Annotated in this window: 22 protein-coding genes; 9 read left to right on the top strand and 13 right to left on the bottom strand. The window is 70.6% G+C overall.

The features are described 5' to 3' along the window. The first annotated feature begins 38 nt into the window (after positions 1 to 38). The 4 genes from ABZU76_RS25275 to ABZU76_RS25290 all read left to right on the top strand — a co-directional run bounded on the left by ABZU76_RS25275 (position 39) and on the right by ABZU76_RS25290 (position 2150). Positions 39 to 383 (top strand): metalloregulator ArsR/SmtB family transcription factor, encoded by a 345-nt coding sequence (locus ABZU76_RS25275; protein ID WP_354873688.1) that lies wholly within the window; start codon positions 39 to 41, stop codon positions 381 to 383. Continuing rightward, the gene (locus ABZU76_RS25280) at positions 380 to 823 is read left to right on the top strand and encodes an SRPBCC domain-containing protein (protein WP_354873690.1); all 444 of its coding nucleotides are present in this window, start codon (positions 380 to 382) and stop codon (positions 821 to 823) included. The genes ABZU76_RS25275 and ABZU76_RS25280 overlap by 4 nt, the downstream gene beginning before the upstream one ends. Continuing rightward, complete coding sequence (locus ABZU76_RS25285) at positions 820 to 1470, top strand: DUF899 domain-containing protein (RefSeq protein WP_354873692.1); 651 nt, start codon at positions 820 to 822, stop codon at positions 1468 to 1470. Before ABZU76_RS25280 ends, ABZU76_RS25285 begins: the two co-directional genes overlap by 4 nt. A gap of 107 nt (positions 1471 to 1577) precedes the next feature. Further along, complete coding sequence (locus tag ABZU76_RS25290) at positions 1578 to 2150, top strand: dihydrofolate reductase family protein (RefSeq protein ID WP_354873694.1); 573 nt, start codon at positions 1578 to 1580, stop codon at positions 2148 to 2150. A 29-nt stretch (positions 2151 to 2179) separates the two neighbouring features. Here ABZU76_RS25290 and ABZU76_RS25295 read toward each other — a convergent pair whose 3' ends face one another. From ABZU76_RS25295 to ABZU76_RS25310, 4 genes are read right to left on the bottom strand one after another with little or no spacing between them, the layout of a single operon-like run. Next, complete coding sequence (locus ABZU76_RS25295) at positions 2180 to 2791, bottom strand: ATP/GTP-binding protein (RefSeq protein ID WP_220238207.1); 612 nt, start codon at positions 2789 to 2791, stop codon at positions 2180 to 2182. Beyond that, positions 2772 to 3542, bottom strand: coding sequence for a DUF742 domain-containing protein (locus ABZU76_RS25300; protein ID WP_255637682.1), 771 nt, complete (start codon positions 3540 to 3542; stop codon positions 2772 to 2774). The genes ABZU76_RS25295 and ABZU76_RS25300 overlap by 20 nt, the downstream gene beginning before the upstream one ends. Before the next feature lie 7 nt (positions 3543 to 3549). Further along, a complete protein-coding gene (locus ABZU76_RS25305) occupies positions 3550 to 4002 on the bottom strand; it encodes a roadblock/LC7 domain-containing protein (RefSeq protein WP_220238205.1) in 453 nt (150 codons plus the stop codon). After that, positions 3999 to 8078 carry a nitrate- and nitrite sensing domain-containing protein gene (locus tag ABZU76_RS25310; protein WP_354873697.1) on the bottom strand — a complete coding sequence of 1360 codons (4080 nt, stop codon included), beginning with the start codon at positions 8076 to 8078 and terminating at the stop codon, positions 3999 to 4001. Before ABZU76_RS25310 ends, ABZU76_RS25305 begins: the two co-directional genes overlap by 4 nt. 979 nt (positions 8079 to 9057) lie before the next feature. Between ABZU76_RS25310 and ABZU76_RS25315 the strand changes: the two genes are divergently transcribed. Both ABZU76_RS25315 and ABZU76_RS25320 read left to right on the top strand, forming a co-directional pair. Beyond that, a complete protein-coding gene (locus ABZU76_RS25315) occupies positions 9058 to 9486 on the top strand; it encodes a DUF485 domain-containing protein (RefSeq protein ID WP_220238203.1) in 429 nt (142 codons plus the stop codon). Next, positions 9483 to 11081, top strand: a complete 1599-nt coding sequence (locus ABZU76_RS25320) for a cation acetate symporter (RefSeq protein WP_354873699.1) — start codon at positions 9483 to 9485, stop codon at positions 11079 to 11081. The genes ABZU76_RS25315 and ABZU76_RS25320 overlap by 4 nt, the downstream gene beginning before the upstream one ends. Before the next feature lie 73 nt (positions 11082 to 11154). Here the strand turns inward: ABZU76_RS25320 and ABZU76_RS25325 are convergent, their stop codons facing one another. Next, entirely contained in the window at positions 11155 to 11277 is a 123-nt protein-coding gene (locus ABZU76_RS25325) for a hypothetical protein (protein WP_354873701.1), read from the bottom strand. Further along, positions 11274 to 11837 (bottom strand): helix-turn-helix domain-containing protein, encoded by a 564-nt coding sequence (locus ABZU76_RS25330; protein WP_354873703.1) that lies wholly within the window; start codon positions 11835 to 11837, stop codon positions 11274 to 11276. The genes ABZU76_RS25325 and ABZU76_RS25330 overlap by 4 nt, the downstream gene beginning before the upstream one ends. Before the next feature lie 148 nt (positions 11838 to 11985). Between ABZU76_RS25330 and ABZU76_RS25335 the strand changes: the two genes are divergently transcribed. Continuing rightward, positions 11986 to 13428: an MFS transporter gene (locus ABZU76_RS25335; protein ID WP_354873705.1), complete on the top strand. Its 1443-nt coding sequence runs from the start codon at positions 11986 to 11988 to the stop codon at positions 13426 to 13428. Positions 13429 to 13454: 26 nt separating this feature from the next. On the opposite strand, the gene ABZU76_RS25340 is transcribed toward ABZU76_RS25335, so the two are convergent. The 5 genes from ABZU76_RS25340 to ABZU76_RS25360 form a co-directional block, all read right to left on the bottom strand. Beyond that, positions 13455 to 13805 carry a DUF3817 domain-containing protein gene (locus ABZU76_RS25340; protein ID WP_354873707.1) on the bottom strand — a complete coding sequence of 117 codons (351 nt, stop codon included), beginning with the start codon at positions 13803 to 13805 and terminating at the stop codon, positions 13455 to 13457. A gap of 29 nt (positions 13806 to 13834) precedes the next feature. Continuing rightward, the gene (locus ABZU76_RS25345; RefSeq protein WP_255637680.1) at positions 13835 to 14245 is read right to left on the bottom strand and encodes a hypothetical protein; all 411 of its coding nucleotides are present in this window, start codon (positions 14243 to 14245) and stop codon (positions 13835 to 13837) included. 146 nt (positions 14246 to 14391) lie between these two features. Then, positions 14392 to 15195 carry a lytic murein transglycosylase gene (locus tag ABZU76_RS25350; RefSeq protein WP_354873785.1) on the bottom strand — a complete coding sequence of 268 codons (804 nt, stop codon included), beginning with the start codon at positions 15193 to 15195 and terminating at the stop codon, positions 14392 to 14394. Between the two features lie 216 nt (positions 15196 to 15411). Further along, positions 15412 to 15894, bottom strand: coding sequence for a helix-turn-helix transcriptional regulator (locus tag ABZU76_RS25355; protein ID WP_354873709.1), 483 nt, complete (start codon positions 15892 to 15894; stop codon positions 15412 to 15414). Positions 15895 to 16212: 318 nt separating this feature from the next. Beyond that, positions 16213 to 16380: a hypothetical protein gene (locus tag ABZU76_RS25360; RefSeq protein ID WP_220238194.1), complete on the bottom strand. Its 168-nt coding sequence runs from the start codon at positions 16378 to 16380 to the stop codon at positions 16213 to 16215. 173 nt (positions 16381 to 16553) lie between these two features. Between ABZU76_RS25360 and ABZU76_RS25365 the strand changes: the two genes are divergently transcribed. After that, positions 16554 to 17072, top strand: a complete 519-nt coding sequence (locus ABZU76_RS25365) for a GNAT family protein (RefSeq protein ID WP_354873711.1) — start codon at positions 16554 to 16556, stop codon at positions 17070 to 17072. Positions 17073 to 17116: 44 nt separating this feature from the next. Here the strand turns inward: ABZU76_RS25365 and ABZU76_RS25370 are convergent, their stop codons facing one another. Together ABZU76_RS25370 and ABZU76_RS25375 are read right to left on the bottom strand one after the other, a co-directional pair. Next, entirely contained in the window at positions 17117 to 18253 is a 1137-nt protein-coding gene (locus ABZU76_RS25370; RefSeq protein ID WP_354873713.1) for a CaiB/BaiF CoA-transferase family protein, read from the bottom strand. 32 nt (positions 18254 to 18285) lie between these two features. Continuing rightward, complete coding sequence (locus tag ABZU76_RS25375) at positions 18286 to 19437, bottom strand: acyl-CoA dehydrogenase family protein (protein ID WP_354873715.1); 1152 nt, start codon at positions 19435 to 19437, stop codon at positions 18286 to 18288. Positions 19438 to 19537: 100 nt separating this feature from the next. Here ABZU76_RS25375 and ABZU76_RS25380 point away from each other — a divergent pair, with 100 nt between their 5' ends. Continuing rightward, positions 19538 to 20149 carry a TetR/AcrR family transcriptional regulator gene (locus ABZU76_RS25380; RefSeq protein ID WP_354873717.1) on the top strand — a complete coding sequence of 204 codons (612 nt, stop codon included), beginning with the start codon at positions 19538 to 19540 and terminating at the stop codon, positions 20147 to 20149. The last annotated feature ends 68 nt before the right edge of the window (positions 20150 to 20217 follow it).

The following is a 20217-nucleotide window of genomic DNA, read 5'->3' on the forward strand; positions in this document are numbered from 1 at the left end:
TCAACCTACAAGTTAATCAACCGAGCGATTGAGTACCGATGGCCACTGATCAGCTCAGCACCACCTTCGCCGCGCTGGCGGATCCCACCCGGCGGGCCATCCTCGCCCGGCTCGCCCTGGGCGAAGCGACGGTGAACGAGCTGGCCGAGCCGTTCGAGGTGAGCCTGCAGGCGGTGTCGAAACACCTGAAGGTGCTGGAAGCGGCCGGGCTCATCACCCGCGGCCGGATGCGCCAGTGGCGCCCGTGCCGGCTCGAGACGAAGCCGCTCGCGGTCGTGGCCGACTGGGTGAACGAGTACCGGCAGTTCTGGGAGGCGGGGTTCGACCGCTTGGACGAGCACCTGCGGCTCCTGCAGGAGCCCCGGAAGGAGACCGAGTCATGACGCAACGGGACCTGACCATCACGCGCGTGTTCGACGCCCCACGGGAGCTGGTGTTCCGCGCGTGGACCGAGCCGGAACGCCTCGCGAGCTGGCTCGGCCCGGACAAGTTCGCCGCCTCGGGAGTCACGATCGACCTGCGGCCCGGCGGCGCGTGGCGCGCGCGGATCCACAGCGACGAGTACGACGTCGAGCGCTGGATGCAGGGCGCCTACCGCGAGATCAGCCCACCCAGGCGGCTCGTGTTCACGTTCTCGTGGGACCAGCCCGACGACGCGGTCGGCGAGACGGTCGTGACCATCACGTTCACCGAGGTCGGCGACAAGACCGAAATGACGTTCCACCAGGCGCCGTTCCCGACCGAGGAAGAGCGCGCCGGCCACCAGGACGGCTGGAGCTCCACCTTCGAAAAGCTCGCCCACCACCTCGAGGAGGCCCGATGACCACCGCACTCCCCCGTGTCGTGTCCGCCCAGGACTGGCAGGCCGAACGCGATGCCTTGCTGGTCAAGGAAAAGGAACTGATGAAGGCGGCCGACCACCTGACGGCCGAGCGGCGCCGGCTGCCGATGGTGCGCTTCGACAAGGCCTACGAGTTCACCTCGGCCGAGGGCAGGAAGAGCCTGCTGGACCTGTTCGACGGCCGGCGTCAGCTGATCGTCTACCACTTCATGCTGCACCCGGGCGACGAAGCGGGCTGCCCCGGCTGCTCGATGGTCGTGGACAACGTGCCGCACCTGGCGCACCTCAACGCCCGCGACGTCACGTTCGTCGTCACCGCGCCCGCGACGCTGCCCGAGATCGAGCGATACAAGGCCCGCATGGGCTGGGACCTGCCGTGGGTCTCGGCGAACGGCAGCGACTTCACCGAGGACTGCGGCGTCGGCCGGTTCTTCGGGATCAGCGTGTTCCTGCGCGACGGCGACGACGTCTTCCGCACGTACTTCACCAGCGGCCGCGGTGCCGAGACGTTCCTGGCTTCGCACCGCTACCTCGACATCACGCCGTTCGGCCGGCAGGAGGCGTGGGAGGAGGAGTCGCGCGGCTCCGACGAGCCCGGCGGCTGGTGGCGCCGCCACGACGAATACTGACGAGCCGAGTGGATTCTTTCGCCACCGATGTCCGGTCGCGGCAGCCCGCTCCGACCGTAGGCTGAACGGCGTCCGGCAGGGACGCCACTCGGTGAAGGAGCCTGGTCATGGGTGAGCTGGTGTACTACGTCCACGTTTCGGTCGACGGGTGCGTCGAGGGCCCGAACGGCGAATTCGACTGGCCGCGGATGGGGCCCGAGCTGTCGCGCCACTCGCAGGAGCTCTCCGACCGTGCCGCCGTGTTCGCCTACGGGCGGCGGGTGTGGGACATGATGGCGGGCTTCTGGCCGCGCGCGGAGTCCATCTCGGACGATCCGCACGACGTCGCGTTCGCGCCGGTGTGGCGGAAGACCCCGAAGGTCGTCTTCTCGCGCACGCTCACCGACCCCGGGTGGGACACCGAGGTGCTCGGCGGCGACCTGACCGAGGAGATCACGGCGCTGAAAGCACGGCACACCAAGGACATCCTGCTCATGGGCGGCGCCGACGTGCCCGCGCAGCTGAGCCGGCTCGGGCTGATCGACGAGTACCACGTGCTCGTGCACCCGGTGGTGCTGGGCGGCGACAAGCGGCCGTTCGCCGTCGACGCCGAGCGGCTAGGCCTGCGGCTCGTCGAGTCGCGCGTGATCGACGACGCCGTGGTGCTGCTGCGGTACCGCCGGGCCACCGAAGTGAGGTGACCCGGCCGCAGCAGCACTGAAGGGCAGCGTCACTGGGCTTTGGCCGCCCGCAAGGCGATCCACTGCCGCATGGCGTACTCGACGAGCGTGATCAGCGTCTGCTTCGTCGACTCCCGGTCCCGTGCGTCACAGCGGACGATGGGGATGCTGGGGTCGATCGACAGCGCCTCGCGCACATCGTTGATGTCGTGCTCCAGCACCCCGTCGAAGGTGTTGACGCCGACGATGTACGGCAGGCCGCGGTCCTCGAAGAAGTCGATCGGCGCGAACGAATCCGCCAGGCGGCGGGTATCGGCCAGCACGATCGCACCGATGGCGCCGCGCACCAGGTCGTCCCACATGAACCAGAAGCGCTGCTGGCCCGGGGTGCCGAACAGGTACAGGATCAGGTCGGCGTCGAGCGACACGCGGCCGAAGTCCATGGCGACCGTGGTGGTCGTCTTGTTCGGGGTCTGGTCGAGGTTGTCGATGCCGCGGCTCGCGTCGGTCATCATCGCCTCGGTGGTGAGCGGAACGATCTCCGACACCGAGCCCACAAAAGTCGTCTTGCCCGCTCCGAAGCCGCCCGCCACCACGATCTTCGCCGATGTCATGGTCGGGGGCGCGGTTTCCCGCGGTGCCTTAAAGCCGACGGAGTCCACTCAAAACCCTTTCCATCAACATCAAGTGTGCTTCGGCGCCGTCATTGCCCGAAATCGTCCGGTGCACGGTGACGAGGCCCGCGTCGGCCGCGTCACTGATCAGCACCCTGGCGACACCCAGTGGCACCCGCAGGATCGCCGCGATCTCGGCGACCGAGCGCGGGGTCCGGCACTCTTCCATGATCGAGATGCTCTCGATCTGTTCGGCCGCCGCCTCGGGGAAGCCCCCCGCGACGACGTGGTCATTGGTGGAGATCAGCGTCTCCAGCTCGAGCGCGTAGTTCGCCCGGGTCCGGCCGCCGGTGAGAGCGTACGGCCGCACGATCGACGTCTCCTCGGCCGGGTCCACCCGATCGGGTCGGTCCGGCCGCGTGAACGCGGCGGGCATCACGAACTCGCCGCTGGGCGGTCCGGGGTCGAAGAGCCCGCCTGGTCTAGGCCCATCCGCATCGGTACTACCCGGTGGAGAGACTAGAGAGGTCACTCGATCTCCTAACTCGGCCGGCGGCACTGGCACCGCCGGCGGTTCCTCCGCCGCGTGCGCTCCCGCGGGCGGGGGTTCGGGGGACTGGGACTCCTTACCGGTCTTCTTCCGCTTCTTGCGCGAGCGGCCCGAATCGAGGCTGAAGCCGTTGAGGAGGTCGGCGAAGGTGCCGTCGTCCTCACCGCGGGCAGCACCGGGAGCCCCCGCGCGCGGGGGTTCCTCGCTGTCTCCGGGCTCTCCGCCGAATAATCCGGGCCCCGTGCTCATCGCGTAATCATCCCACCGGTTCACCGATCAGCGACCCACCCGCGCCCTGCAGCTGCGCACGGAGTTCGGGAGTCAGGATCTGCCCGACGCGGTCCACGAGCATCGTCATCTCGTAGGCCACCTGGCCGATGTCGCAGTTTGGCGCCGCGAGGATCGCGAGGCAAGACCCGTCGCTGATCGACATCAGCACCATGATGCCGAGCTCCATCTCGACCACGGTCTCGTTCACCGCGCCCGCCTCGAAGCAGCGGGCCGCGCCCTGGGTGAGGCTCACGAGCCCGGAGGCGACGGCGGCGAGCTGGTCGGCGCGGTCGAGCGGCAGGCGGTTGGAGGCCGTGAGGAGGAGCCCGTCGGCCGACACCACCACGGCGTGCGCCACACCCGGGACCCGCTCGGCGAAGTCGTTGACCAGCCAGCCGAACTGGTTCTGCTGCGGCTGAGCCGTACTCGGCGAGGTCATTCACCCTCCAGTGTTTCGTGGTTGGTCTCAGTGGCCTGCCCAGTGCGGTGCCGGCCGCGCTGGATGCCCTGTTGGAAACTGCTCAGGCGGCCACGCACGTCGTGCGCGTCGCGGGTCGGACGAGGATTCGCCGCTCCGGCGGGCGGCGGAGCGCTCCCGGGGAGCAACTGCTCCCCGCGGCGACGCCGGGGCAATCCTGCCGAAGTGAACGAAGAGGGCGTCGACTGGGACACCGATTGGACCGTCCGCCAGCCCTCGTCGGACCCGAAAGCCCACTCCGTGGCGGGTGTCCCGGCCGCGGCGGCCTCCAGGTTCGCCACCGCGGCGGGCACCTGGCCCGGGTCGACGGCCGGCGGTCCGGGCGGCAGGTTGCTGGCGGCAGGCCGCCGGGTGGGCAGGGCCTCGGGCGCCGCGGGGCGGCCGGGCACCTCGCCTTCGGGGCGACGCGTCGGGCGCGGGGTGGGCGACGGGCGGGTCGCCGTGCCGTTGCCGCTGCCATTGCCATTGCTGCCATTGCCGTTGGTCTCGCTCGGGGTCGGCCACCCGCCCTGCGGGTCGAACGCAGGCGGCACCGGCTGGTCCACCGCGGGCTCGGGCTGGGCGGTGCGGGCCGCGCCGAACGCACTCGCGACGCCGTGACGGTCCGGGCGGGTCTCGTCGTCCTGCTCGCGCTCGGCCGCGGGCGTTTCCGCCTGGGCCGCACCGAAAACGTTCGCGACGGCCGGGCGGTCCGCCGGGGTCTCGATGGTCTGCGCGGGCTGCCCGGCCTGTTCGGCGGCGTCCGCCGCGGCCACCGCCGCGTCGAGGGCACCGACGAAACCGGGGTACTCGGCCGTGATCTCGTTGTCTCCCACCGGACCCTGCTGGTCCGGACCACCGATGCCGAACGCGTACGCCACGCCCGGGCGGTCCGCCGGGGTCTCGCCGGCCTGCTCGGCGGCCGGGCCGAAACCGGGGGCCGCGAACCCGGTGCCGGGCTCGCCCTCGAGGCGGTTGAGCGCCGAGGCGCCCAGACCCTGCTGTTCGGCGGCCGGATCGACGACCCCGTCGCGGACCTGCTGCCGGCCACGGTTCACCCCGCGCTGGAAGCTGGTGAGGCGACCGCGGACGTCGGCCGGGTCGCGCACCGGCAGGCCCGGGCCGGCCGACTCCGCTGCGGGCAGCTGGTCCGGCGTCGCACTGCCCGGCATGAGCTGCTCGCCCCGACGGCGGCGCGGCAGGCCCGCCTTCGTGAACGCGGTCGGCTCGACCTGCGAGGCGGCCTGGACGGTGCGCCAGTTCTCGTCGCTCGCGAAGTCCCAGTTGCGCTCGTCCTGCTCCGGCGTGGTCACCGGGGCGACGCCGGGCTCCGGCTTCGCCACGTCGGCCGGCGGCTGCTCCGCCGGCTTCGGCTCGGTCTTCGCGCCGGGCTTGTCGTCGGTGTCCGCACTGGACTCGCCGGACTCGCTGGACTCGCCGGGCTTCGCGACCGGCTCGGCCGCGGGCTGGTCTGTACCGGTCTTGGCCGGCGGCTCGTCCGCGGGCGGCGCGGGCGAGCGGAACCAGACCGAGAGCATCTCGTCGAAGATCGGCGTGTTCTCGATCGTCGTCTCGGCGGCCGTGGGCGGCGGCACCTCCGGCACCTTCTGCGCCGCCTCGTTCCACCACTCGCTCAGGGTGGTTCCGTTGGCGGAGAACAGGTCCTTGCCCGAGGGCAGCTCGCGTGCGCGCTCGTCGGCGGGCTCCGGGCGCGCTTCGGGCTCCGGCTCCGGGCGCGGTGGCGGCACGTCGACGATCTGCGGCAGCTGCGGCAGCGGCGGCTTGGCCGGCGGCGCGTCGTCGCGCGGAAGCGGGCTGAACAGCGCGGTCCCGGAGATCTCGAGGTTCGACGGCGGGCGCACGCCCGGGTCGACGGTGTGACCGTTGGCGAACCCCGCGAGGTCGCTCGCCGAGGGCCACAGTTGCTGCTCGTCGGCCCCCTGGTTCGGCTGCTGCGGCACGAGCGGGCGGTCCACGGCCGGGCGCGCCGAGCCGTTGACCGGGCGCTGGCGGCGCGGCAGGCCGCCGGGGCTCGCGGGCGGCGCGGTGACGCTGCCGAACGGACCGGCCTGCTGCTGCGGGTTCTCCAGCGCGGCACCGGTCATGACCAGCTCAGGCGGGACCACCACGGTGGCCCGCACGCCGACGATGTCCTTGCCACCGTGGAGCGAAACGCCGATGCGGTGGCGCCCGGCGAGGCGGCCGACCACGAACAGGCCCATGCGGCGCGAGGTCGCGAGGTCGACCGAGCCGGCCTCGGTGAGGCGGCCGTTGGCCTCGACCACCTCGTACTCGTTCATGCCGATGCCCTTGTCGAGGATGTCGACGTTGAGCGAGCCGTCGTCGGCCAGACGCGTCGCCACGGTCACCTGCGTCTCCGGCGCGGAGAACGCGGTGGCGTTGTCGAGCAGCTCCGCGACGAGGCGCTGGACGTCGCTCGCGGCGAACCCGACGATCTTCACCGCCGGCGGCTGCTGCACCGAGACCCGTTGGTACTGCTCGATCTCCGACACGGCGGCGCGCAGCACGTCGTGCGCGGCCACGGGCTGACCCGAGCGGCGGCCCGGCTCGGCGCCGGAGAGGACCATCAGGTTCTCGTTGTTGCGCCGCATCCGGGTGGCGAGGTGGTCGAGCTGGAAGAGCGTGGCGAGCTGGTCGGCGTCCTCCTCGTCGCGCTCCAGCCGCTCGATCAGCTGCAGCTGGCGCTGCACGAGGCTCTGGCTGCGGCGCGAGAGGTTGACGAACACACTGCTGTAGCCCGCGCGCATCGCGGCCTGCTCGGTCGCGAGCCGCAGCGCCTGGCTGTGCACCTTCTCGAACGCGCGCGCCACCTCGCCGATCTCGTCGGCCGCCCGCACGGGCACCGGCTCGACCTCGACGCTCTGCGCGCGGCCCTCCTGGATGTTGCGGACGGCGGCGGGCAGGTCCTTCTCCGCGACGTCGAGCGCGCTGCGGCGCAGGGTCCTCAGCGACCGCAGGATCTGGCGCGTGATGAGGAAGACGACGGCCGCGGCGGCGACCATCGCGGCGAACAGCAGCACCGCGAGCAGACCCGCGCTGCTACTGGCGTCCTCGACCAGCGCGGCGGACGCGGCGGTGGCGTCGGCGCTCATGCGGTTGCCGACCTCGGAGAGCTGGCCGACCACCGCGTTGGACGCGTTGTTCCACTCCTGCGACTGGACTTGCGACAGCCCCTGGTCGCTCGTGGGGCCCTGCTCCCCGAGGACGATGCCGACCATGCGCTTGCGGTCGTAGGCGGTGTCGGGCTTGAGCGTGCTCTCGAGGTCCTGGCGCTGCGGCGCGGTGGAGGCCGCGTTGAAGTCGGCGATGCGGTCGTCATAACGCAGTTCGGCGTCGCGGACGTCGCTGAGCTGCTGCGCTTCCAGCGTGTGCTGGTCGATGCCGTAGGACACCAGTGCCTGGCTGACCGAGACCTGTTCCTTGGCGGCCTCGAGGTCGTGCAGGGCGTTCGCCGTGCCGCCGAGCGCGTCGGCGCTGGCACCGGCGGCCACCGCGGTGTCGGCGCCGATGAGGGCGCCGGTCACGGCGTTGTAGTCGCCCACCGCCTCGGCGGCGTCGAGCAGGCCGGCGCCGACCTGCTGGCGGATCACGGCGATCTCGTTGACCTGCGCGGTCGCCGAGTTCACGGCACCGGACACACTGGACTCGGATCCGCCGACGCGGTTCGCCGCCGTGATGAATGGTTCGACCGCGGCGTCGGTGGCCGCGCGGGCGGCCTTCAGCTCGGGCGTGACGCCGGCGGTGCCCGCGGTGAGCTGCGCCGCGGTGAGCGTGCGCTCCTTCTGCAGGCCGTCGGTGAGGTTGCGCAGCTGGGTGCTCAGGCCGACCAGCTTGTCGATCCGCTCGTAGTCATCCGAACGGCTGACCTGTCCCACGATCGCGGTAATGCCCAGCACCAGCGCGAGGACGATGGGGACCAGCGTCACCGCCGAGAGCTTGACCGGAATGCTCCAGTCACGCCAGCGCAGCGCCGCTCGCCAGCCCGAGGACCGGCTCGGTCGCCGGGGCGGGCGGCCGAGCAGCTTCTCAACGGGCACCTGGCCATCTCCTGCAACGGTCACGAAAGTGACTCCCTGTCCCGCGTCGTGGCTGCTCGTGGGTGGCTTCCGGTGCTCCCGGAACGGTCCACGGCATTCCGCCGACCCGCGCGATCGACCCCGTGAGGACACGACCGTGCAGACCTCGCACCGTGATCACCGGCGTGCTGCTTCCCGGGACTTTGCACGTGCACGGCGCAAGTTGCGTACTGCACGGCGGTGGTCGAGGTCAACTTGTCTGTGCCTATCGATCGCTGCGGTCAGCTGGGCCAAAGAATCGTACACCAATCCCGCCCGGGGATATTGTCTTCCGCTTCGCACGGCTGACCTGGGAAAAGTCGATTCGGCCCAGGCCCCGGGCCGGAGATTGGACCCCGGGCGGGACCGAAGAGGGAATTCCGGTTACCGGTTGCTCCGGGTCACGGCGTCCGGCGGTCACCCGATTAGCCCACGCAGGGTAGTCGGATCCCTCAGAGGATCTACGCTCCGTGCCCCCATCGAGTAGGCCACCCCCAAAGATGAACACGATGTTGTGGTCTGGCAGCAACTCGCCGCCCGACCCGGTGATTTCTTTCGCGATCCGTCACCGGCCTGCGAATCCTCGCCCCGACCCCACCAGAGGGACGCCGGACCGGGGCGCCGGCCCCGCATTTTGACTACCCCGCGTCACGGTATTCGTCCGATCATTGTCCACAACTCAACCATTTGCCGCAGCGTTCCTCAGCTGCGACAACGTGGCGTGACATAAGCTCTCACTATTACGAGTGATCTGTTCGTGATCTTCATTGAAGGTGTCGTTTTCGCACATTTCCAGCCGGAAAACGAATTCCGGAGACCCTTCCGGAGAACCGGCTTTTTCTCGGGCGAGACGCCGTCGTTACTATGGCCGCCTCCCAGTCCGCAAGGGCAGACCGGGTGCCACTCGACCGAGAGGCCCCGACCCGGCCACCGCCACGGACGCAAGTTGCCGGAGGCAGCCATGCACAACGTCGCGAACACCCCCGCGGCGAGCACCCCGCTCGAGGAGACCGGACAGCTGCCGGCCATGTTCGCCCGCGAGGGCGTGGAGCCGCCGCCATCGACCCGGCGCGGTCCCGACTACGACCTCATCCAGCGCAGCCCCGAGTTCACCGCGCTGCGCCGGCGGTTCCGCAGATTCGTGTTCCCGATGAGCGCCGGCTTCTTCGTCTGGTACCTGACCTACGTGGTGCTGGCCGCGTACGCGAACGGCTTCATGAGCACCCGCGTGTTCGGGCTCGTCAACGTGGGCATGCTGCTCGGCCTCGCACAGTTCGTGACCACGGCGCTGATCACGCTCGTCTACGTCCGGTTCGCGAACCGGGAGGTGGACCCCCGGGTCGCCGAGCTGAGGGAACGGGCCGCCGTGACGGAAGGAACCCGCCAGTGACCACCACCGAGCTCGCCGAGAGCGTGCCGGCGAGCAACCCGCTCGTGAACACCGGGGTGTTCGCGCTGTTCGTCGCGATCACCCTGTTCGTCGTGTACCGCGCGGGCCACCGCGGCAAGAAGACCACCGCCGACTACTACGCGGCCGACAGCGCCTTCACCGGGCGGCAGAACGGCATCGCGCTCTCGGGCGACTTCCTGTCCGCCGCGTCGTTCCTGGGCATCGCGGGCGCCATCGCGATCCACGGCTACGACGGCTTCCTGTACTCCATCGGCTTCCTCGTCGCATGGCTGGTCGACCTGCTGCTGATCGCCGAACTGCTGCGCAACACCGGCCGCTTCACGATGGGCGACGTGCTGAGCTTCCGGATGAAGCAGCGCCCGGTACGCGCGGCGTCGGCCACCTCGACGCTCGTGATCTCGTTCTTCTACATGCTCGCGCAGATGGCGGGCGCCGGCGGCCTCGTCGCGCTGTTGCTCAACGTGCACTCGCGGCTGGGCCAGTCACTGGTCATCGGGGTGGTCGGCCTCGTGATGGTCGTCTACGTGCTCGTCGGCGGCATGAAGGGCACCACGTGGGTGCAGATCATCAAGGCGAGCATCCTGCTCGTGGCCGCCACGCTGATCACCGTGTTCCTGCTGGGCAAGTACGGCTTCAACTTCTCCAACCTGCTCACCGCGGCCACCGACAACAGCCCGATGGGCACGAGCCTGCTCGAGCCCGGCGGCTCGTACGGCGGCAGCGGCACCACGCGCCTGGACTTCGTGTCGCTGTCGCTCGCGCTCGTGCTCGGCGTCGCGTCGCTGCCCCACGTGCTGATGCGCTTCTACACCGTGCCGACCGCCCGCGAAGCCCGCCGCTCGGTGGTCTGGGCCACCGTCTGCATGTTCGTGTTCTACCTGTGCACGCTGGTGATCGGCTTCGGCGCCGCGGCGATCGTGGGCAGCGACGAGATCAAGGCCGCGCCCGGCGGCGAGAACTCCGCGGCCCCGCTGCTGGCCCTGCACATCGGCGGCACGCTGCTGCTGGGCATCGTCTCGGCCGTCGCGTTCGCCACGATCCTCGCCGTGGTGGCGGGCCTGACGATCACCGCGTCCGCCTCGTTCGCCCACGACGTCTACGCGAACATCTTCAAGCGCGGCAAGGCCGAACCGGCCGACGAGGTCCGCGTCGCGCGCCTGACCGCCCTGGTCGTCGGCGTGATGGCGATCCTCGGCGGCATCCTCGCCAACGGCCAGAACATCGCGTTCCTCGTGGCGCTCGCCCTGGCGGTCGCCGCGTCGGCCAACCTGTCGACGCTGCTGTACTCGCTGTTCTGGAAGCGCTTCAACACCACGGGCACGCTGTGGAGCATCTACGGCGGCCTCGGGGCGTGCCTGATCCTGGTGCTGTTCTCCCCGGTCGTCTCCGGCGCCGCCGACTCGATCTTCAAGAGCGTGGACTTCCACTGGTTCCCGCTCAAGAACCCGGGCCTGGTCTCGATCCCGTTCTCGTTCCTGTGCGGCTTCATCGGCACGATGGTCGGCCGCTCGAAGGCGGACGAGGCCAAGCACGCCGAGATGGAGGTCCGGTCCTTGACCGGCATCGGGTCTTGACGGACTTGCGGCGGTGAGAGGGGCGGGTCCCGGATGGGGCTCGCCCCTTATTCTTGTTGGGAAGACTGGGGTTTCAGTCGATATCGGTCGCGGCGACCTCGATGTCGTCGAGCAGCACTGCCGGCCGGTCGGCACCGTCCACGGTAAACATCGACCCACGCTGACAAGGCAGTCCGGACACCGGCGCGAAGTTCACCCGCGCAGGCCGTCCATCATCACCTTCATCAAGCGGGCCGCGTCCTCCTCCGAGGCGTTCTTCGCGGCCGTGCCGATGCCGTGGCCGAGGCGCAGGACGTCGATGCCCGAGACGTCGGCTCGGACGTCACCGGTGGCCTGGGCCGCGGCGACCAGGTCGCCGCACGCGGTGCGCAGGCGGGTCTGGCACCAGAGGAACGTCTCGGAGCCCGAGTCGATCGACGCCTTGAGCAGGGCGGCCAGGCCGTGGCGCTCGATGACGTACGCGACCTGCTCCCTCAGCCACGCCTGGAGCGCCTCCCACGGCGGCAGCTCGGCGGTGAGCACGGCGGCGCGCGAGGCGAGCTGGTCGATCTCGTCGCGGTAGACGGCTTCCATCAGCTTCTCGCGCGTCGGGAAGTGGCGGTAGAGCGTGCCGGCGCCGACGCCGGCACGTTTGGCGATGTCGTCGAGCGGGACGTCGACGCCGTGTTCCGCGAAGGCGTCCTTCGCGGTCGCGACGATGCGGTCGTAGTTCCGCTTCGCGTCCGCTCGCATCGGCCGCGCTGCCTCCGCCGTCATCCACGCACCTCCTCGCACCCGGCTCCCCAGAAAACGGAGAGATTCTCCGAATTCCCTTGCGGAACCGGAGACGCTCTCCATATTATCGCGGACGCAACCAAGTGGAGAGTTTCTCCACTTACTTCGTCCCTCTCTGGGGAGTCCTCCTTTGACCGAGTTGTCCGAGCGAACCTCGTCGACCGAGCCTAGGCCGAGACACCGGACCGCCGCGTCCGGGCTCGTCCTCGCCATCGTGCTGACCTGCCAGCTCATGCTGATGCTCGACGCCACCGTGATGAACGTGGCGCTGCCCCGCATCCAGTCCGACCTGGGCTTTTCCGCCACCGGCCTGTCGTGGGTGATGACCTCCTACAGCCTCGTGTTCGGCGGCCTGCTGCTGCTCGGCGGACGCGCGGGCGACCTGTTCGGCCGCCGCCGGATGTTCGTGCTGGGCACGGCCGTGTTCACGCTCGCGTCGCTGGCCGGCGGGCTGAGCACGTCGGCCGGGTTCCTGATCGCCGCGCGCGTGGCCCAAGGCGTCGGCGCCGCGATGGCGGGGCCGAGCACGATCGCGCTGATCACCACCACGTTCACCGAGGCCAAGGCCCGCGTGCGCGCGCTTTCGCTGTTCTCCGCCGTCGCCAGCGGCGGGTTCGCGATCGGCCTGATCGTGGGCGGTCTGCTGACCGAGTGGATCTCGTGGCGGGCCGCGCTGTTCATCAACGTCCCGTTCGGGCTGGCCATCGCCGTACTCGCGCCGCGGTTCGTGCCCGCGCCGCCGCGCCGGGCCGCGCACCTCGACGTGCCCGGGGCCGTACTCGGCACCTTCGGGGTCGCGTCGCTCGTGCTGGCGTTCACCCACGCCGCGTCCGACGGTTGGGGCGCGCCGCTCACGCTGGCCACGCTGGCGGCCGGGGTGGTGCTGCTGATCGCGTTCGTGCTGCTGGAGCGGCGCGTGGCCCATCCGCTGGTCCCGCTGTGGCTGTTCGCCGAACGCAACCGCGCAGCCGCCTACGCCAGCTTCTTCCTCGGGCCGATGGCGATGATGTCGATGTTCTTCTTCCTGACGCAGTTCCTGCAGGACGTGCGCCACTTCGCCGCGCTGGCGACCGGGTTCGCGTTCCTGCCGATGGCCGCGTCGATCTTCACGATCAGCCGGCTCATGCCGCGCCTGCTCGCGCGCTTCGGGCCGAAACCGCTGGCCGTGACGGGCACGGTACTCATGGTCTCCGGCGTCGCGTGGCTCTCGGTGCTGACGCCGGACAGCGGGTACGTCGCATCACTGCTCGGGCCACTGCTGCTGATGGGCGTCGGCGGCGGGCTGGCGTTCTCGCCGCTCAACGTGATCATCATGTCCACCGTGCCCGCCGAGGACGCGGGGGCCGCGGGCGGCGTGCTGCAGACCATGCAACAGGTCGGCAGCACGCTCGGCCTCGGGATCCTGGTGACGGTGTTCGGCGCGGCGACGCGTTCGGCCGCGGCTTCAGGAGCAACCGGCACGCCGTTGCTGGTCGACGGGATGACGGCCGCGTTCCTCGCGGCGAGCGGGCTGGCCGCCCTCACCGTCGGGGTCGCCTTGACCTTCCGACGAGGGAAGGCCGTGACGGCATAGAAGATGTCGGCTTAGAAAATGTCGGCTTAGAAGATGTCCTTGCCCTCATGCACCCGGTGCGTCACGCGGCGTTCGACGATGAACGAGACGAACGGGACACAGCCCGCGAGCAGTACGAGGATCGTGCTCTTGATCGACCAGCGGGCCTTGATCGCGAGGTCGATGCTGCAGGCCAGGTAGATCATGTAGAGGACGCCGTGGATCGGCGAGTACACCGCGGCGGGCGTGGCGTTGCCGAAGCCGTACTCGATCACCATCGTCGCGCACAGCACGAGCAGGCCGACACCGGTGATCCACGCGGTGGTGCGGAACCGCACCAGGGCTCCGTTCAGTCGCGCCGGGCGGGTCTGGGCCGCACCGTCGGTGCTCGTGGTCATGGGTTCGTCCTCACTTCCGAGGTGATGGTTCAGGCCTGCTGGTCGCGGGCGTTGAGCTCGCGCAGGTAGCGGTTGTACGCGGCGAGCTCGTCGTCCTCTTCGGCCACGGGCCGGGGCGCCGGGGTACGCGCGGGCGTCGAGACTCTTGGCGCGGGCACGGTCACCCGGGCCTGCTCGGCCTGGGCCTCGGCGCTCTCGCCTTGAGTCTCTTCCCGTTCGCGCAGCTTCTTGATCCGCCAGAACATGAACGCGGGGAACAGCCCGAACAGCGGCCACTGCAGCACGTAGCCGAGGTTCTGGAACGTGCCGTTGGCGGAGGTGAACCGGTCCCACTGCCACCACGCCAGCCCGCAGCACAGCAGCAGGCTCACGACGCACGTCGCGGCGATCAGGAGCCTGCGCCCGAGCGGGGACACGGCCGGGCCGGAGTTCACTGCCACGGCCCTGACGCTAGCACTGGGAACCGGGACCGAAGCTGAGAGGCGGGCCCGCACGTGGTCCGCCTCTCAGCCGGTGACCTCCGCGGTTCGCACGGATTTCACACCAGCGGGAATGCGGGCCGGCCCGGATTTCGGACGAACGGGTCTCAGCCGGCCCGCACGGCCTTCGCCGACTGCGCGTACCCGTCGGCGAGGCCGAAGACCTTCTGCGCGTATTCCGTGGAGTTGTTGTACGACAGGATCCCCGACCACCAGCCCGACGGCGTGGCCATGTCGCGCCCGCCCGCGCACAGGTAGCGCCCGGCGGCCAGCGCGGCGTCGTCGATCTGCTGCGGGTCGCCGAGACCGTCGCCGTTGCCGTCGGCCGCCCACGTGCGCCAGGTGCTGGGGATGAACTGCATCGGGCCGACGGCCCGGTCGGCCACGGCGTCGCCGTCGAAGCGGCCGCCGTCGGTGTCAGTGATGGCGCGCACGCCCGACGAACCGTCGAGCGGGACGCCGATGATCGGCTTGGACGGGCGGCCGTCGGCGCCGAGCACGGCGCCGCCGTACTGGCCGTGGTTCGACTCGATGCGGCCGATGCCGGCGAGCGTGGCCCACGAGATGCGGCAGCCCGGGTCGGCCGAGCGCATCGCGAGCTCCGCGTTGCCGTACGCGCGCAGCGCCCGCGCGGGCACCCCGGTGACGGCGGCGACCTTCTTGGCCCAGTCGTCGAGCGGGTCGGCCGTGGAGTGCACCGACTGCGGGGTGGTCTGCTGGTCGGCACCACCCGCGACCACGGCGCTGACGGGAGCGATCGACCCCGGCCGCACGTCGGCCGCCTTCACGCTCAACGCGGGGATGTCCGTCGTGGTCGGGCTCGCGACCGGCGCCGACGCCCGCGTGATGAGCCACGTGCCGCCACCCGCCACCGCGAGGACCACCAGAACCACCGCGAGCCGCACCGCCACGGCCGCGCCCCCTCGGGCACGGCGTCGGGCAGGTGCGGCTTCGACTGTGGTCTCGGCAGCGGTCTCGCCGTCGACGTTTCCGGTGAGGGGCACGAACTCCGGTCCTCCAGCGTGGCGGTCGGTCGATCACACAACGAGCCCGCGCAGGTTAGCGTTACGGACGAGTTCGGATCGCTGCCGCCACGCCGGTTCACCCGGCCGTGTCGAGAGGGTGGTTCAGGCGGACTTCTGCTGCCGCGCGAGACGCGCGACGCACCAGGCCGGGGCGCTGCCGCGACGCAGGTGCTGGAGCACGGTCATCGGGCCCAGCCGGCGGCTGAGGTCCGAGGGCCGCAGGCCCGCCGCGCGATAGTCGAGGGCCCGCTGGTCGAGCGGGCTGATGCCGGCGTCCCACCACAATGCGGCCTCGGCGACGTCGCCGACCATCTGCCACCAGCCGGCGGCGGCCACGAGCAGCTCGTCCGGGACCTCCGGCAGCCGGACCCGCATGGCGTCGAGGTAACCGGGGTCCGCGGCGTCGACCTGCGCCCAGCGCGAGGGACCGGACCGCGCGCGCTGACCGGGGATGCCGGGCGGAGCCTGAGGCGCGTCGGCCAGCCAGGCGGACGTGATGCGGTTGACCTCCTGCTCCTCGGCCGTCTGCTCGCGCTCCGCGGCCCACTGCCGGATCAACGCGTCCACTCCGGGATCTCCGGTCATCCCTGCCTCCTCATTGGTCCCCGACGGGCCGGCCCTGACGCCTGCCCCGTTGCGCGTCCACGACTTGCACCCAATGCGCGTGACCGAGCGGAAAAAAACCCGCTGTGACCCGGCTCCCGGGGGACCGGAGAACCGGCTGATCACGCAATGTGAGCACCGTAGGGCCGGGTCCGCTTTCTGCGCCATACCCCAGGACCCACAAATTCCTTGACCAGGCCCTTTTAGGGGGCAATCCACCCGGATGGTCGAGCGATCAGCCCGGATCCCGGAATCGCGTTACTCTGGGTAATTACCGGCGGGTAACGAGACCCACGGTGATCATGCGAACAGGGTCTGGAAGAACGTGATGATGGCCTCGGCGCCGTCGCGCAGCCAGCCGAGCACCTGGTGCACGAGGTTGGCCGACTGGGTGGGCTGGGTGATCAGGAAGAACAGCACGAGGACGACAACCCCGATGACCACGATCTTCTTCACGCCGCCTGACATGGCACCATCCAATCCGCTCCCCGGCTTCACGACGGGTCGTGCTCGCTCACTCTAGTGACGAAGGGCCCGCGAGGCCCGCTTGGCAATCGCTCAGCGGGACGCGTGTCACGACCGGGTGACCCCGGCCCGATCGAGTGAGCCGGCGCCGCGGTGCCGCCCGCTAGGCTGCCGCGATGGACGACGTGGTGCTCCGCCCGGTGCGCGAATCCGACCTCGACCTCCTCGAGGCGCTGATCAACGACCCGGCCGCCGCGGGCGAGTTCCAGTGGTTCGGCTGGCACGACGCCGGCTACCTCCATCGCCGCTGGCGCGACAACGCCGTCCTCACCACCGAGGGCGGCCTCCTCGTCCCGACACTCGGCGATGCTGTGCTCGGGCTCCTGTCGTGGCACCGCTCGCGGTCGGGGCCCAGTTCGTACTGCTGGAACATGGGCCTCGTGCTGCGCCCGGAAGCTCGCGGCCACGGCCACGGCACCGAGGCGCAGCGCCTGCTGGTGCGCTACCTGTTCGCGCACACGCAGTTCAACCGCGTCGAGGCCAGCACCGACGTGGACAACCGCGCCGAGCAACGCTCGCTGGAGAAGGCCGGCTTCACCCGCGAAGGCGTCCTGCGCGGCTACGGCTTCCGCGACGGAGCCTGGCGCGACAGCGTCGTCTACTCGGTGATCCGCTCGGACCTCGAACCGCGCTGAAACGCGGCCCGCTCCCCGTGGTTCACCCTGCGCCGGGTAGTCCGTCAGGCGATGGCGCCCGCCGTGCGCAGGGCGGCCACGTCGGCGGCGGCGAGGCCGAGGTCCGCCAGCACGTCCGCCGTGTCCGTGCCCGCTTGGCGGGGCGCGTGGGGCGTCGAAGGCGGCGTGCGGTCGAAGCGCGGCGCCGGGGCGGGCTGGACGGTGCCCCCGATGTCGACGAAGGTGCCGCGCGCCGCGTTCTGCGGGTGGGCCGACGCTTCCCACGGCGAGAGCACCGGCGTCAGGCAGGCGTCGGTGCCTTCGGCGCGGGCGACGAGGTCGTCGCGCGTGTGCTTGCCGACGGCGTCGGCGATGAGCTCCCGCAGCTTCGGCCACTGCGTCTTGTCCAGGTGCGGCGGCGGGTCCGCCAGGCCGAGCACCTTCACGAGGTCACCCCAGAAGCGCATCTCGATGGCGCCGATGGCGACGTACTTGCCGTCGGCGGTCTCGTAGGTGTCGTAGAACGGGGCGCCGCCGTCGAGGAGGTTCTCGCCGCGGTCGCCGGACCACGCGCCGGCGGCGCGCAGGCCGTGCAGGCTCGTGGTGAGCAGGGCCGCGCCCTCGACCATGGACGCGTCGACGACCTGGCCGCGTCCCGAGGACGTCCGCTCGTACAGCGCAGCGAGCACGCCCATCGCGAGCATCAGCCCACCGCCGCCGAAGTCGCCGACGAGGTTGAGCGGCGGCACCGGCCGGTCGCCGGCGCGCCCGATGGGGTCGAGCGCGCCGGCGATGCCGACGTAGTTGATGTCGTGCCCGGCTGCCTGCGCGAGCGGGCCGTCCTGGCCCCAGCCCGTCATGCGCCCGTACACGAGCCGCGGGTTGCGCGCGTGGACCACCGAAGGCCCGAGCCCCATGCGTTCCGCGACGCCGGGGCGGAAGCCCTCGATCAGCACGTCGGCCTGCTCGGCCAGCTTGAGCACCACCTCGATGCCCTCGGGCGTCTTGGTGTTCACGCCGATCGAGCGCCGGCCGCGCGCCAGCGGGTCGTTCGGGATGCCGAGCACGTCGGCGCCCGGCGTAGCGCGGTCCACACGCACGACGTCGGCGCCGAGGTCGGCGAGGATCATGCAGGCGAACGGCGCGGGCGCGAGCCCGGCCAGCTCCACCACCTTCAGCCCGCCCAGTGGTCCGGCTTTCACGGCGGAAAGTCCTTTCGTCGAGGCGAAAAATCTCAGAGCGTGCGGGAGATGATCTCCTTCATGATCTCGCTGGTGCCGCCGAAGATCCGCGAAATCCGGACGTCGGCCCAGGCGCGCGCGATCGGGTACTCGGTCATGTAGCCGTAGCCGCCGAACAGCTGCACGCACTCGTCGACGACCTTGTTCACGCGCTCGGTCGTCCACAGCTTCGCCATCGCCGCGCCCTGCACGTCGAGCTCGCCCTTGAGGTGGCGTTCGATGCACTGGTCGAGGAACGCGCGCGACACCGCCGCCTCCGTCGCGGCCTCGGCGAGCTTGAACTTGGTGTTCTGGAAGCCGAAGATCGGCCGGCCGAACGCCGTGCGCTCCTTGGTGTAGTCGATCGTGAGGTTCACGGCCGCCTCGAGCCCGGCCACCGCGGTCACGGCGATGATCAGGCGCTCCTGCGGCAGCTGCAGCATCAGCTGGACGAAGCCCTGGCCCTCGGCGTCGCCGAGCAGGTTGGCGACGGGCACGCGCACGTCGTCGAAGAACAGCTCCGCGGTGTCCTGACCCTTGAGGCCCACCTTGTCGAGCACGCGGCCGCGGCGGAAGCCCGGCGTGTCCGTCTCGACCACGATCAGCGACACGCCCTGCGCGCCCGCGTCCGGGTCGGTCTTGCACGCGACCACCACGAGGTCGGAGTGGAAACCGTTGGTGATGAACGTCTTCGCGCCGTTGATCACGTAGTGGTCGCCGTCGCGCACCGCACGGGTCTTGATGCTCTGCAGGTCCGAACCCGTGCCCGGCTCGGTCATCGCGATGGCGCCCACGAACTCACCGCTCGCGAGCTTCGGCAGCCACTCGCGCTTGCGCTCCTCCGACGCGTACGACAGCAGGTAGTGCGCCACGATTCCGTTGTGGACGGTCACGCCCCACGCGTTGTCCCCGGAACGGGCCTGCTCCTCATACAGCACGGCCTCGTGGGCGAACGTGCCGCCGCCACCGCCGTACTCCTCGGGGATCGACAGGCACAGCAGGCCGACTTCACCGGCCTTCGTCCAGACCTCGCGGTCGAGCTTCGTCTCCGCCGCCCACCGCTCCTGGTGCGGCACGAGCTCCTTCTGCAGGAACGACCGGGCGAGCTCCCTGAGGTCTTCGAGTTCGGTGGTGCTCCACGAGCTCTTCTGGATCTGCAACGGCACGGCGACGCCTCCTGCGAAGCTGGAAAACATTACGCGTGGAAGGTAAGTTCTGTTCGGAATGTACATCCGCGCAGTCCGGCACGTAAAGCGGGAGAGGCGAATGACCGAGGCCACGGCCAAGGCGCACCGCACCCAGGCGCAGCGCCGGGAGCAGACGCGCACGGCCCTGCTCGACGCGACCGTCGAGTGCCTGGTGGACATCGGGTACGCCCGCGCGTCGATGCAGGAGATCTGCGCCCGGGCGGGCGTGTCGAAGGGCGCGGTGCAGCACCACTTCGCCACGAAGGCCGAGCTGATGGCGGCCGCCGTCGAGCACCTCACCACGAAGCTGCGCACCCAGCTGGCATCGTCGCTGCAAGACCTGCCGGGTGGCGCGTCGGGCGTCGAAGCCGCGATCGACCTGCTGTGGGCGGGCTACTCGGGCACGCTCGCCACGGCCGTCACCGAGCTGTGGGTGGCCGCGCGCACCGACCCGGAGCTGCGGGCTGCGATCCGGCCCGTGGACCGGGCGCTGGGCCGCGCGACGCTGGCGCACGTGAGCCAAGTGGCGGGTGACCTGCCGAAAGAACGCGCGGAGACGCTGTTCTGGCTCACCGTGAACCTCACCCGCGGTCTCGCCCTCGACGCCGAGCTGGGCGGCGACCCGAACCGGCGCCGCAAGCTGCTGCAGGAGTGGAAGCGGATCGCGGTGCTGATGTACTCGCAGCCCTGAGATCCCGGGCCGACCGGTGGCAGGATCACACCGCCCCTTAGCGCGACGGGGTTCTTCGTGGTGGAATC

Origin of the sequence: Amycolatopsis sp. NPDC005232 (assembly GCF_040607795.1) — a bacterium.
Classification (GTDB): Bacteria; Actinomycetota; Actinomycetes; order Mycobacteriales; family Pseudonocardiaceae; genus Amycolatopsis.

Coding starts and splice junctions, on each gene's coding strand:
- ABZU76_RS25380 (WP_354873717.1), top strand. CDS start 19,538: ATGACCGAGGCCACGGCCAAGGCGCACCGCACCCAGGCGCAGCGCCGG.
- ABZU76_RS25340 (WP_354873707.1), bottom strand. CDS start 13,805: ATGACCACGAGCACCGACGGTGCGGCCCAGACCCGCCCGGCGCGACTG.
- ABZU76_RS25285 (WP_354873692.1), top strand. CDS start 820: ATGACCACCGCACTCCCCCGTGTCGTGTCCGCCCAGGACTGGCAGGCC.
- ABZU76_RS25315 (WP_220238203.1), top strand. CDS start 9,058: ATGCACAACGTCGCGAACACCCCCGCGGCGAGCACCCCGCTCGAGGAG.
- ABZU76_RS25280 (WP_354873690.1), top strand. CDS start 380: ATGACGCAACGGGACCTGACCATCACGCGCGTGTTCGACGCCCCACGG.
- ABZU76_RS25360 (WP_220238194.1), bottom strand. CDS start 16,380: ATGTCAGGCGGCGTGAAGAAGATCGTGGTCATCGGGGTTGTCGTCCTC.
- ABZU76_RS25355 (WP_354873709.1), bottom strand. CDS start 15,894: ATGACCGGAGATCCCGGAGTGGACGCGTTGATCCGGCAGTGGGCCGCG.
- ABZU76_RS25365 (WP_354873711.1), top strand. CDS start 16,554: ATGGACGACGTGGTGCTCCGCCCGGTGCGCGAATCCGACCTCGACCTC.
- ABZU76_RS25300 (WP_255637682.1), bottom strand. CDS start 3,542: ATGAGCACGGGGCCCGGATTATTCGGCGGAGAGCCCGGAGACAGCGAG.
- ABZU76_RS25330 (WP_354873703.1), bottom strand. CDS start 11,837: ATGACGGCGGAGGCAGCGCGGCCGATGCGAGCGGACGCGAAGCGGAAC.
- ABZU76_RS25275 (WP_354873688.1), top strand. CDS start 39: ATGGCCACTGATCAGCTCAGCACCACCTTCGCCGCGCTGGCGGATCCC.
- ABZU76_RS25305 (WP_220238205.1), bottom strand. CDS start 4,002: ATGACCTCGCCGAGTACGGCTCAGCCGCAGCAGAACCAGTTCGGCTGG.
- ABZU76_RS25290 (WP_354873694.1), top strand. CDS start 1,578: ATGGGTGAGCTGGTGTACTACGTCCACGTTTCGGTCGACGGGTGCGTC.